The sequence below is a fragment of the Paenibacillus xylanilyticus genome (genome assembly GCF_013359935.1).
GTDB classification, from domain to species: Bacteria; Bacillota; Bacilli; order Paenibacillales; family Paenibacillaceae; genus Paenibacillus; species Paenibacillus xylanilyticus.
The window spans coordinates 42,698-54,947 of sequence record NZ_JABMCB010000191.1; the positions used below are offsets into that span (position 1 = coordinate 42,698).

Annotated in this window: 11 protein-coding genes; 1 reads left to right on the forward strand and 10 read right to left on the reverse strand. The window is 48.1% G+C overall.

Features of this window, described 5'->3' with window-relative positions:
- Positions 1 to 15 precede the first annotated feature (15 nt).
- Positions 16 to 732: a copper homeostasis protein CutC gene (locus HP552_RS19730; RefSeq protein ID WP_175397126.1), complete on the reverse strand. Its 717-nt coding sequence runs from the start codon at positions 730 to 732 to the stop codon at positions 16 to 18.
- A gap of 138 nt (positions 733 to 870) precedes the next feature.
- Between HP552_RS19730 and HP552_RS19735 the strand changes: the two genes are divergently transcribed.
- Complete coding sequence (locus tag HP552_RS19735) at positions 871 to 1,809, forward strand: helix-turn-helix domain-containing protein (protein ID WP_175397127.1); 939 nt, start codon at positions 871 to 873, stop codon at positions 1,807 to 1,809.
- A gap of 47 nt (positions 1,810 to 1,856) precedes the next feature.
- On the opposite strand, the gene HP552_RS19740 is transcribed toward HP552_RS19735, so the two are convergent.
- The 9 genes from HP552_RS19740 to HP552_RS19780 form a co-directional block, all read right to left on the reverse strand.
- A complete protein-coding gene (locus HP552_RS19740) occupies positions 1,857 to 2,867 on the reverse strand; it encodes a sialidase family protein (protein WP_175397128.1) in 1,011 nt (336 codons plus the stop codon).
- A gap of 240 nt (positions 2,868 to 3,107) precedes the next feature.
- Positions 3,108 to 3,299, reverse strand: a complete 192-nt coding sequence (locus HP552_RS19745; protein WP_175397129.1) for a hypothetical protein — start codon at positions 3,297 to 3,299, stop codon at positions 3,108 to 3,110.
- A 114-nt stretch (positions 3,300 to 3,413) separates the two neighbouring features.
- A complete protein-coding gene (locus tag HP552_RS19750) occupies positions 3,414 to 6,197 on the reverse strand; it encodes a glycoside hydrolase family 3 C-terminal domain-containing protein (protein WP_175397130.1) in 2,784 nt (927 codons plus the stop codon).
- 463 nt (positions 6,198 to 6,660) lie between these two features.
- Positions 6,661 to 7,749 (reverse strand): low temperature requirement protein A, encoded by a 1,089-nt coding sequence (locus tag HP552_RS19755; RefSeq protein WP_175397131.1) that lies wholly within the window; start codon positions 7,747 to 7,749, stop codon positions 6,661 to 6,663.
- A 95-nt stretch (positions 7,750 to 7,844) separates the two neighbouring features.
- Positions 7,845 to 8,801, reverse strand: coding sequence for a ring-cleaving dioxygenase (locus HP552_RS19760; RefSeq protein ID WP_175397132.1), 957 nt, complete (start codon positions 8,799 to 8,801; stop codon positions 7,845 to 7,847).
- Between the two features lie 105 nt (positions 8,802 to 8,906).
- Positions 8,907 to 9,134: a DUF896 domain-containing protein gene (locus HP552_RS19765; RefSeq protein WP_175397153.1), complete on the reverse strand. Its 228-nt coding sequence runs from the start codon at positions 9,132 to 9,134 to the stop codon at positions 8,907 to 8,909.
- Between the two features lie 199 nt (positions 9,135 to 9,333).
- Positions 9,334 to 10,368 (reverse strand): SPFH domain-containing protein, encoded by a 1,035-nt coding sequence (locus HP552_RS19770; RefSeq protein WP_175397133.1) that lies wholly within the window; start codon positions 10,366 to 10,368, stop codon positions 9,334 to 9,336.
- A 47-nt stretch (positions 10,369 to 10,415) separates the two neighbouring features.
- The gene (locus tag HP552_RS19775) at positions 10,416 to 11,174 is read right to left on the reverse strand and encodes a TPM domain-containing protein (protein WP_246310978.1); all 759 of its coding nucleotides are present in this window, start codon (positions 11,172 to 11,174) and stop codon (positions 10,416 to 10,418) included.
- Positions 11,175 to 11,212: 38 nt separating this feature from the next.
- Complete coding sequence (locus HP552_RS19780) at positions 11,213 to 12,244, reverse strand: TFIIB-type zinc ribbon-containing protein (protein WP_175397134.1); 1,032 nt, start codon at positions 12,242 to 12,244, stop codon at positions 11,213 to 11,215.
- Between the last annotated feature and the right edge of the window lie 6 nt (positions 12,245 to 12,250).

The following is a 12,250-nucleotide window of genomic DNA, read 5'->3' on the forward strand; positions in this document are numbered from 1 at the left end:
GGCGTAACACTCCCGTCATTCGTTGGATTGAATTGCAATTAACAACTGCCGCTTGGCTTCTGCGACCAATCGGGGATTAATGGAGTACTGGAAGCTTCCCTCATATCGCAAGCCTGATCCCATATGTATTTCCGCGATACCTGTTTGCCTTACCAAGGTTGGAATCTGGTCTATGGTTACCCCTGAGCCAGCCATAACCGTTACTTTCAGCTCTTGCCCCAGTTCCTGAAGCTGCTTTAATTCGGGCATGGCTTCAGGCGCTGACTTTTTCCCTCCGGATGTAAGTACGCGCTCAACGGAGCCCACTGTGCTGATGGACTTAAGCGCCCGTGTCAGGCTTGCGCTCGCATCGATGGCTCGATGAAATGTAACACCCAGCCCCTGGGCTTCGACTGTACAAGCTTGCAGGGATAGCAGATCGACTTCCCCCTCTTCCGTCAGGGCACCGATCACGATGCCAGAGGCTCCAAGTTCTCTCGCTACACGCACATCCCGGGCCATGGCGCCAATGTCTTCAGCGCTATAGCGGAACGAGCGGCTATGAGGACGGATCATGACATACACCGGAATGGAGACTTGAGATACCACTTGCTCAATGACACCTAAGCTGGGGGTAAGTCCTCCTTCAGACATGGCAGAGACCAGCTCAATCCGATCTGCTCCACCCTGCTCAGCTGCCCTGGCATCGGCCGCATCCATAGCAATCACTTCCAATATGGGCTGTCTTTTCATATGGCAGCTCCCTTCGTTTCTTCCAATATATAAGTCCTCAAGACATCTCACCATTCACAAAACGTCCGGCTTTTTGACCTTTTGTGCACACTGACCGGATGGTATAATCTGTGACAACAATAATGAGGCGGTGATCCCATGGATACGGATGTGATTTTTCCAAATATGACGAGTACACTGCAGATTACGGGATGTCATTTTGGCAGGAAATCACCCGGTTGGGTCTATCCGAAGCACCATCACCATTTATATGAAGTCTTGTATTGCCAATCCGGAGAGGGCAGAATGCAGATCGGGACGGATGAAATTCTGCTGGGTTCAGGAGATTGGTTATTCATCCGGGCAGGCGCCAGACACCAGATGGAGAATGCTTGTGCTTGTACCAACGAATCTACAGGCGAAATTGAACCTATGGATCATTCGTGTTTCTCCTTTTTCAATATTCACTTCGATATCGATGATTCTGGGATGCGAAAAACGCTGAGCCAGCGTGAATATCGGCTTATTCCCCACAACCAGGCAGCTTCCACTGAACTGCCTGCTTATGTGACAAGAATTGAACTCGAGATGCAGCACAGTTTGTCTTCGAATTCTGCCGTGATCCAGAAAGACTCTGCAATCAGACTAACCTTGACCTCGGTCCAAAAGATGGCTCTGCAAGCCTACATTCTCCTGATTATTCAGGAAATAATCCTGCTGCAATCTGAGGAAGCAGAACATATTCCGGATGTCATACCGGAAGCTACCATGCATAAGGCGGATACCGCACACCGAATCGAAGAGCAGCTGCAGACCATGATCTCCAGCGAAGGTTCCATCACGCAAATGGCTGAAAAACTGAATCTGAGCCGCAGCCAGTGCACCAAAATATTTAAAGAAATATACGGCATTTCCCCTCGGCAGTATGTCACGGAAAAGAAGCTTAAACATGCGAAACAACTGCTTGTCAGTACCAATAAAACGATTGAGGACATCGCGGATGAGCTCGGTTATCATTCCGTCAGCCACTTTTCCAGACAATTTCGGCGTGGTACCGGTCTCTCACCGAATCAGTTCCGTCCACGCCCCATGACATAAAGGACCGACAAAGCGCATCATTAGTGCCTTCGCGGTCCTTATTCATCTTATGGGTTAACGGTCAGTTTCCAGAACGCAATCCGTTCTCTCTTCCACGTATAGGTGACATACAGTTCCTTCCCTTGGGCCACGATCGCCGGATACGAGTATTCCCCCGGTTTATTTTCCAGCACAAACTCATCGCCCCAAGTCTGACCATTATCCACTGAAAAGGCGATCACCAGCGGGGTTCGAGGACTCTCCGTTGCATACCCGCTGACTGGATTGAAGACAAGCGCAAGCAAGCCATTTCCCATCAAAGTGGCATCAATTCCGCTATTATTGTTGGGCAACTCTGTCCGGTAAGCTTCACACCATGTCCATCCACCATCATCCGAATCACTGCGAAAAACAGCCCCCTCGGTACTGCGCAGAAACATATGCACACACTTCCCGCCGGAAGACCACAAGGTGGGCTGAATCAGCCCCTTGGCAAACCAGTGCTCCGCTCCAACATAGGTGGACAGGTCCATCGGCACATGAGCACTCTTCGTCCATGTCTCCCCACGATCGGTTGAGATATCGACAAAAGACTCCCATATCTGTTTGCCGGAGCCCTCTGGTTCCAATCGTTCAATGGATGCCGGAGCCAGAATCATTCCATCCTCCAGTTGAATAGGCTTGTTGCGAACCGGCCCACGACCACCGATATCTCCAGGCACCAGTTCCTTGGGAGCGGACCACGTATGCCCGCCGTCGCCGGAGCGAATGATGCGGGTATGCCAATCCGTTATTTCGTGCCCTACCTTGTAAAACAGCATTAGTGAACCACCCTGCGCATACAGTACCGGGTTCCAATGAGCGATGCCCTCTTCATCTGCGACTTTACGCGGAGCAGACCATGATCCTTGTTCCTGCCTTGCCATCCATATCGCAACATCACTTGCCTTCTCATGCCGGCCTGCAAACCAAGCAGCCAGCACAGCTCCATCCGGTAAAACAGCAACCGTGGAAGCATGGCTGCTCTGAAAAGGCTGACCTTCCTGAAAGATATATTGTTTGTCGGCAATGATCTTCATCAATGGAGTCCTCCTTTGGAATGGCAGGTTATTTCTGTCCCCTACGTTCTCATGTAAATGTGAAATTTAACTTATATCCCGTTGAGTCCGATTCCTTACTGTTATTTTTGTTATTGTATTAATGTTATTATTATTTAGGTTTAGTCTAAAACGTTAGGTTCAGAACGTCAATACAAAAAAAAGACACCCGGGAGGGTGTCTTCTTGCCTCGGATGTCCTAACGGGGCATCCAAGCTTTTTTTATTTTTTGCGACGAGCCTTCGTCATTCGATTAAACATAATAAGTGCGGCAATCACCATGGCAATCATGGCGATGTTACTCGCTGCTTCCTGCGACATGCCGAACAGCATGCCCAGGTTGGTTACCAGGCTTCTTACGATCAGCGCCACCGCAATCAGCAGGATTGGACTCCAAAAATTATACCTTCTCATCCTTCGCAACACTCCTGACCAGATTGTTCAGAATTCCAGGATATCCTAACAACATCATAACAGTCAGCCTGTCCAGTGACAACATTCACCTCACTGAATGTCTGTCTGCCCGTCCTAGACCTGTTTGAATTCAATCCAGTCAATCTGCAGACCCGGCTTGGTGAAGTCGAGCTTCAACTCATACAGTCCTGCTTCCAGCTCTACTTTTACAAGCTTCTGTCTGATCCATTTGCCCTCTGTACCATTCGTTTGAATGGTCGTCATCAACTGGTCGTTCAGGAGCACATTACATGCGCTTTGAGCCAGTTCCGGCTCAGGGGACATGATCTGTACGATAATCCGATATTGGCCTGCCTCGTCTACTTTCATGTAAACCGGCTCACCTACAATAGGCTTCACTTGTGCATTCTCAGCCAGAACTTGGGCCTTTTCTGCAGAAAGGGATGCATTTGCCTGGAATGAAGCGACGTTCTCCACAATTTCATGCTTTCTGGAGGAAACTGGTGCATTCATGATGAATTTGCAAATATTGATCGCCGAGCGCTGCAGCTCTCCGCGTGTCAGTGTTCCATTGGCGAGAGATTCAATCGTATTGTCATCCCAGCCGTTGATCTCTGCGCCATAGTTTGGCACGACCATGTACAGGTCGTTCTGGGCACGGATCATCCAGTTTGTATATTTGCGGTCAGCCTCTCCGCCTTCGACCACATCGTTCATAATGGCCCACCAGTCTGTCATAACGATCCCGTCGAAGCCCCACTCTCCGCGTAGAATGGTCGTGTTCAGATCGTAGTTGGATGCAGCCCAGTGCCCGTTAACTGGGTTGTAGGAGGTCATGATGGAATTCGCGCCGCCTTGTTTTACCGCAATTTCGAACCCTTTCAGGTAAATTTCGCGCAGTGCACGTTCCGAGACTACAGCATCGACTTTGCTGCGGTGTTTCTCCTGATTGTTGCAGGCAAAGTGCTTCAGGGTCGCATTGGATCCACCCTTCATAATGCCTTTGGTGCATGCTGCAGCAAACACACCCGAGATCAGCGGATCTTCAGAGAAGTACTCGAAGTTACGACCATTCAGCGGGCTCCGGCGGATATTGAGTCCAGGTCCGAGCAGGGTATCTACCTGATTTCTCAGCAATTCCTGTCCTTCCATAACGTACAGCTCTTCAACCAGGTCCGTATTCCATGTCGCCGCCAGCAGAGTTCCGATTGATACTTGCGTGGCTTTCTCTCCGCTATCCATACGAATACCGGACGGGCCATCTGCTGTGCAGGCCACAGGAATACCATAGTTAAACAGGCTATCGCTGACACCACCGAATGCAGAAGCTGTACCGGAAGTAACGAGCGGACTGCTCATACCTTCGCCTCGCACAATCGCAGCCAGATCCTGATCGCTCAATTGGGCAATGAAGGCTTCCAGACTGACTTTGCCGTTTTTGACATCACTCAGTTTGTAGCCTTGGTTGCCCGTTTGCTCCAGCGTTTGTGGCAGGTTTTGCTCAATCCGATCAGCCATGGAGACCTGACGCTTCGGCACTTCCACGTAAGTCAGCTCGTATGATCCATCTGCCTTGCGAACACCCGGTTTCATCCGCGTGAAATCTTCGGTTGGTGCCATCGCCTCTTGCAGCTGCTCTACGACCTGAAGGGCGTCGATCACGTACCCGTCCTGGCCATCAACGCGGAGGTGCTGCGCTTGCTTGACGCTGGTTCCAACATGCAGACGATAGGTGCCCTCTTCGAGAACATAAGCGGAAGCATGACCTGTTACACCTGCATCATCGTAGGAAGCCATGGCCTGTACTGGGAAGCTTACAGTGAGGCGTTCTGATTCTCCAGGCTGAAGCAGTCCCGTTTTGCCGAAAGCCACCAGCGCTTTCACAGGTTGTCCCAGTTTGCCTTGCGGAGCTTCATAATACACCTGCACAACCTCTTTGCCCGCATATGTTGTGCCCGAGTTGGTCACATTTACACGAACTTCAATCACGGTTTCGCCATCTCGGGACACCGATTTCGCTTCTTCCGGTTGAATGGCAAACGTCGTATAAGACAGGCCGTAACCGAATTCAAACTGCACCTTTTCAGGTCGAAACGTTTCGAAATAACGATAACCCACATAAATATCTTCCTGATACAGGTTCTTGAACTCATTGCCATAGTTGCTTGTCGAAGGATAATCTTCGATGGAATATGCAATCGTATCCGTCAGCTTACCGCTAGGTGTAACGTCACCCGCCAGTACATCGGCAATCGCATTACCACCTTCCATACCACCGTGCCAGGAGTAAATGACGCCTTGAATCGGATGTACATACGTTTCGTTCAGCCAGCTCATATCGATGATATTCGATACATTCAGCACTACGATGGTGTGTTCAAAATGCGCCGTAACCTGCTTCAGCATGGCTTTCTCATCTTCTGTCAGCTGGTAGCTGCCTGGTGCATCGGCATTGTCCTGATCTTCCCCTGCTGTACGTCCAATCACGACAATAGCCTTGCTGGAGTTGCTTCTGGCTTGTGCAACCAGTTCATCTGTCAGAGGCATTTCCTTTTGGTTCCACGGTTCAGCAGCCCATACTTTACCGCCATCATCAAATGGATTTTCCTCAATCCACTTTTCATAGACAGCTGCCAGCTCTTCATTAACGGTGATATTCTTCTTGCTGCGCAGTCCATCCAGCAGATTGGTTGTATACGCTACATGTACGCTTCCGCCTGAACCTGTGCCGCTACGATAGTAGTTGACTTGAATACGGCCAAAAACTGAAACGTTTTCGTTTTCACGAAGCGGAAGAACCTGACCTTCGTTTTTCAAAAGCACCGCGCCTTCTGCGGCAACCGTGCGGCTAAATTCTGCAAACCCTTCCAATGGAACTCCGATTTGATGTGTGCTCAATGATTTCCCTCCTGATTGTCATCCCCATATCCACGAATCGCTATGTATAAAATGAACCTAAAACAACCTACATTAGGCCACTTCGATTGCAGAACAACCTTCCGATCACTCTTATCCCCAGATTTCCTGACTCCCTTTTCTAAGGGAGAAATCCGGTGATAAAGGCGAAGTGTATGCTTCCGATGCAGCTTTCCTCCAGAAAGCTTTTAGCTTCGCTTCTCCAGGTTATTTCTGCCCTCTCCGTTCTCATGTATTTGTTACATCAAGCCCATCTTATAAATTAGATATTCAGTGATTTGGTAAATTCACTTGTACCTAGTCCCATATTAACAGATTCTATAGAAGAAAATAACTCACGAAACCGCTTTTTCACATTGTCGACATGCATTTTAGAAAAATGGTTAATCAAAAAAGCCACGAACGTAATTCGTCCGTGACTTTTAATGTATTTTCAATCCGCTACTTAAGTCGTCAGCTTCGCATACAGAAGGAAAAATAACATATCTTCCCCTACGATGACGTAGTTCGGAACCTGGTAGATCAGATCCACTATAACAAATGCAACCAATACCCCCACCATAGCTACCAGATGACGTGGACGCAGCCTTTGATGTGCATGCCGATAACGATGGAACACGAGCGAGGTCGAGAGGAAGTATAATAGCACAGATCCAAAACCAAACCCCAGCATGAACACATAGTTGAGCTCATTCAGATAGAGCAGCTGAATCGAAGCTGCAATCATACTCATCGAAATGTAGATGAACAGATGCCCATAGATGATCGCTTGCCCGGCGGTCTGAATTTCTTTGCTAACCTTTTTCTCGACATTATCGAAATACTGCCACCACATCGCAATGACAAATATGGAAGTAAAGGCGGCAAACAGGATGGATCTCAGATCCCAATGATCCGCTTGAAGCACAGCGATAATACTGATCACCGACTCACCCAGCAGGATGAGTGTAAAGAGCGCAAAGCGTTCGAGCAGATGATGTGTGTGGATCGGTACCTTCACCAGATTTTTGCGACCAATCAGCGGAAGCACGATATCTACTGCGATCCCCGCATACAGCACGACATAACGCAGCCAGGAATCAAAGAACAGAGAACCCGTGGAGATCAGGATACCGATAATAAAGCAGATACCCAGATACCGGGCAGCCTGTTGTTGATGTGCACTTTTGGACTTATGTACTGTAAGATACTGAATTGCCGTAAAAGCCCTCGATCCGATATACCCCACGAAGAATGACAGGTAATATTGGTCAAAATGAGTCGAGAGGCTTGCTGTCATGACGAGAACCGACAGAAGCTGAAGGATGAGGAAGACGCGGTGGCTGAGGATATCCTGACCGTATCGGTTAATGAATAAGGTCTGCCCAACCCATGCCCACCAAACAGGGATGAAGATTAATACAAATTTCAACAGATATTCAAACGTAATGACGCCATGCTCGGCATGCAGCAGGACATGACCTGCTTTGGACACGGCTGCTACGAAGAGCAGATCGTAGAACAGCTCCAGCCAGGTAACCTTTTTCTCCATCATCCTTCGATGCTCCTTTGGGTTCAAGTCGTAATGTGCTTTATGTTACATTGAATCCATTCGCGGCCAGAACATCGTTCTGACCGCTAGGGTCTATATTATTTAGCAGCTGTCGCAGGTTCCAACGTTCTTACCACAATCGGCTGCAGGTTGCTCTCAATTTGATCACGATATTGCTCGAACCATTCTGGCAGCATCAGTTTTTGTCCGAGTGCATCCGCAGGTTCGTCTTTCGCAAATCCCGGTGGATCTGTCGCAATTTCAAACAGGATTCCACCCGCTTCTCTGAAGTAGATGGCGTTAAAGTATTGACGATCCCGGACCGGAGTTGGTTGATATCCGTATTGATATACGGCACCTCTCCATGCTTCATGCTCTTCAAAATCTTTGGCACGCCACGCAATGTGGTGTACTGTGCCTGAGCCGCCTACTCCCAGAGGGATCCGGGTGACCGGAACATCCACGACATTACCGATATCGCCGCTGGAGCGGAAGCGAGCATATTCCTCATTTTCATCCACTCTGACGAATCCCAAAATATTCTCCAGCGCATCCATCGTTCTTTGTGGATTCACACTGAACAATACTGCACCACCAAAGCCTTTGATGGCTTTGTCTGCCGGAATTCCTTCATGCTCCCATGTGCTGGCAGCTCCTTCTTCCCGTTCAACAAGCTCAAGCCGCAGACCTTCACTGTCTTCGAATTGGAGAAGTTCTTCGTTAAAGCGACTTGTTTTGGTTACTTCAATGTTATACCGTTCCAACCGATCCTGCCAGAAGCCAATAGTCCCAGGAGGAATGACATACGAGGTGATGCCTACTTGACCGCCGCCAATTTTACCCCGAGGTGATCCGGCAGATGGGAAGAAGGTAATAATGGTTCCCGGGCTGCCTTTCTCATCTCCAAAGTACAGATGGTACACGTCTGGTGCATCGAAGTTGATTGTTTTTTTCACGAGACGAAGTCCCAGAACCCCGGCGTAAAAGTCGACATTGGCCTGTGGATCTCCCGCAAAAGCCGTAATATGGTGAATACCTGCAGTTTGAAATGTCATAAAAAATTCCTCCTTGGATTTTCGAATGGGATATGGTGGTTTAAGCCAGTTAATATTTATCGTAATTTGTATTATCTTTAAATTAAGATATATGACCGGTTGAATTTAGCTGTTATTTTGGCTCGCTTGTTCCTGTTTCAATTTATCCGGAGTAACGTCATCGCCGTTCGGATCATAGATGGTGACATTCAGCAGAATATCATTGATCGAACCGCGAAAGACTTGCAGATATTCCTGACGCAGACGAATTTGTTCCGCTTTCTCCATCTCTGTCAATTCTGCCTCTTTTGCTTTTCTGGAAAGTTCGTTTATTCTGGTCAATGTTGGAATCATCATCTTGATCTCGCTCCTTGTAATTTGGATTCAGATATTTTTTCTTTGGTGTCGTTTACTTTTGAATTAAATGTCTTAAATTAAAGATAAATGATTTCGGAAATATTGTCAAGACTTTTATCAAACTTAAATTGAAATTGAAAAAGGGCCTGCTAACGATTACTCACTCTCATGCAGGCCCTTCTTATATTGGGTTACATTAGCCAAGCTTTTGCCCGCAGTTTGGACAGAAGTTGGCTCCTTCATTTTTAGCACCACAGTTCGGACAGAAGTTCGGCTTCTTCGCACCTTCTGAAGAAGATCCTCCCGTGGAAGCGGATGGTTGATCCTGGTTTTGACCTGAGTTGCTGCTGCTGTTATTGTTTTGGCTCTGGCCTTGATTCTGGTTATTGGAATTCATGTTCTTCATCATTTCATTCGCCATGTTCATGCCCATCATCATGCCTGCCATATCGGAAGCAGCACCACCGCCCTTGACCTTACCGGATGCAATGCCATCCGTCATGCTGACCTGCTGGTATTTCTGCAGATTACCGATCATCTCGTGCGAAGCAGTCTTCGTAATCATATCCTGAATTTCCTGCGGATAATTGAAACTCATCACCTGGAAGCCGGTAATGCCGATCCCGATGTCCATCATCTGCATATCCAGGTCTTCCTGAATACCTTTTGCAATATCCGATGCGTTTGCCTGCAGGTTGAACATGTCCTTGCCCTCACGGCTGATCCACTTCATCAGCAGCTGGTCCAGAACGGAAGTCATGCGGATTTTGACATCCTCGACCAGATAGCTCTGCTTGATGCCCGCAATTTTATCAATCAGCGTGACGTAGTCACTTACCTTGAAGTTGAACGTACCATTAGCCCGAATCGGCATTCCGCCTGGAAGCTGCGGTGTCGGGATCAATACCGGACTCTGCGTGCCCCACCGAACGGTAAATTCCTTTGTATTCACAAACAGCACCTCGACTCGCATGCCGCTGTTGAATCCGAATTTGAATCCTTTTAATGTAGATAGAAACGGGATGATCTCGGAATCGATATTAAATGAGCCCTCCTCCTCAAAAATCCCTTCCACTTTGCCGTTATTCAAGAAGATCGCGTCCTGGCCCGACCGGATAATCAGCTTACTGCCCTTCTTGATCTCCCGGTTGCTCCACTTCCAGAAGATCATGTCATCCCTGAATTCTTCCCATTCCACCACATTCGAGAATTGATTTTTGAAAAATCCCATAATCGTTCCCATCCCTTCTATTTGGACCTGCCCCGAAAGCTCAGATACTAAAACGAACCTCTGCTTCCGCTATGTGAATGGCCGCCTCGGGTGGTACCTCCACCACCGCCGCCTCCGCCGTTGTTATTGTTTCGTTCAATTTTTTGTTTGGTGACCGTTGTACGGATATATCGGTCCTGACGATCAAGTACACTGGAATTACTGGAATCCTCATATGTCGCCCGATTGACGGTGACCCGTCCTCCAGATCGGTAGGCCATCACACCAACTACGATTCCGCCGATTGCGACTGATACAGCAAGTTGAAACCAACCGTTGAATAAAATATTATTAGGATTCACACCCGGTTTGTACCCCATGTACTCGTAAGAGAGCCTGATATATTTTTCGAAAGCTAGCTTATAGTCACCATTGGATAAATCAGGGGTAATTCTGCTGCGGATAGCTTGCAGCCGCCCATTATCCAAATAATCCTCTGCTTTATAAAATCCAGCCAGGTACACTTCCCGAAAATTCATATCCATTGTCAAAATGACGGCATTACCGTGGGCTTTATCATACCCTAGTGCCTGTTCATCATAGAAATCCTCGGTCAGCAGCTCTACATCCTGATTTTCCGTATTGTTCGTTGTCAGGATAATAAAATCCGTCTGCCTCTCGTCACCATATTCATTCGCCAGTGCGTTCAATTCGCTTTCTTCCTGCTCGCTCAGCAGATTGGCCTCATCATAGATGAGATTTTTGTCCTCTGCTGCCGATGCTGTCTGAACGGTAAACACGGGAAATGCCAGACCGATCACCAACATTACCAGTGTAGCTACCATCGCCAGATATTTGGCCTTTCTCACAGGAACCCACCTCCCATCATCCAGGAGACCAGTTTCAAGGACAACAAGGAAACGGCGGAAACGCCGGCGAACCATCCGGCCACTTTGGCTTTACTAATGGGAGGTTTGCCGACCACTTTTCCCGTTTGACCATTCATGGCAAAGGTATACTGGGAACGATTAAAGTCATAATAGACCATCCACACTGGAAGCAGCACATAGTCTGCATTTTTTAAGGTTGTATCGATTTGTTTGTCCGTGTAGCTCACACTGTTATAGCCGGATACCGTTGAAGCAATGTAAGAATCAATATAAGATCGGGTTTTCTCCTTGGCCCGCGGATATAATTCTTCATCCGTATAACTGTATTTTTCGGCAATGTATCCCGCAAGATACGGAGTCTTGAACTCTTTCAGCTGGTTATAGGGAAACGGCTCCAGCTTATCCATCAGCTCATCCTTCATTTTCTCCGAAGCATCAATCGGCAGATTCACATAGTTGAGCCGGATTTTGCGGTAAATATCAAAATGCTGTGTTTCCGTATAATGGTAGTCACCTTGAGTGTAGGTTCTCACCTTGGTACCACGGCCATGAACTTCAATTTTGTTATGTAATTCATATAACCAGAAAGGCACATACATCCCGGTGATATTCTGAATCCGATCTGCACTCATGAATCCGCTTGGCGTCAGCAGACCGTTTCGGCACCACTTTTTGAATGCCTGCATCGCCTGTTCCTTACTGATGGAAAAGGGAATCACCCTAACCGGTGCCAGATCACCTGTCAGTCGATTACTCAGTACAACCGCCGCTCCGCAAAAGCTGCACGTGGTCGCACTCGTCTCCGGTTCCGTGACGATATCCGCGCCGCAGCTGTTGCAGTGGTACTGCTTCACTTCATTTTCCGTGAACACCTGTTTCTTGAGCGGGTCTGGGAGTTGCTCAATGTTGTCCTGCCGCCCACAGCTCGGGCAGGATAATGCTCCTGTCGTACTGTCAAAAACCATGCCACTGCCGCAGTTGGGACATTTGTATTCAATAACTGGCATCTGCTC

Excerpts from the sequence above, each read along its gene's own strand:
- HP552_RS19780 (WP_175397134.1), bottom strand. The coding sequence starts at position 12,244 with ATGCCAGTTATTGAATACAAATGTCCCAACTGCGGCAGTGGCATGGTT.
- HP552_RS19770 (WP_175397133.1), bottom strand. The coding sequence starts at position 10,368 with ATGGGATTTTTCAAAAATCAATTCTCGAATGTGGTGGAATGGGAAGAA.
- HP552_RS19745 (WP_175397129.1), bottom strand. The coding sequence starts at position 3,299 with ATGAGAAGGTATAATTTTTGGAGTCCAATCCTGCTGATTGCGGTGGCG.
- HP552_RS19775 (WP_246310978.1), bottom strand. The coding sequence starts at position 11,174 with ATGTTGGTGATCGGTCTGGCATTTCCCGTGTTTACCGTTCAGACAGCA.
- HP552_RS19730 (WP_175397126.1), bottom strand. The coding sequence starts at position 732 with ATGAAAAGACAGCCCATATTGGAAGTGATTGCTATGGATGCGGCCGAT.
- HP552_RS19740 (WP_175397128.1), bottom strand. The coding sequence starts at position 2,867 with ATGAAGATCATTGCCGACAAACAATATATCTTTCAGGAAGGTCAGCCT.
- HP552_RS19735 (WP_175397127.1), top strand. The coding sequence starts at position 871 with ATGGATACGGATGTGATTTTTCCAAATATGACGAGTACACTGCAGATT.
- HP552_RS19760 (WP_175397132.1), bottom strand. The coding sequence starts at position 8,801 with ATGACATTTCAAACTGCAGGTATTCACCATATTACGGCTTTTGCGGGA.
- HP552_RS19755 (WP_175397131.1), bottom strand. The coding sequence starts at position 7,749 with ATGATGGAGAAAAAGGTTACCTGGCTGGAGCTGTTCTACGATCTGCTC.
- HP552_RS19765 (WP_175397153.1), bottom strand. The coding sequence starts at position 9,134 with ATGATTCCAACATTGACCAGAATAAACGAACTTTCCAGAAAAGCAAAA.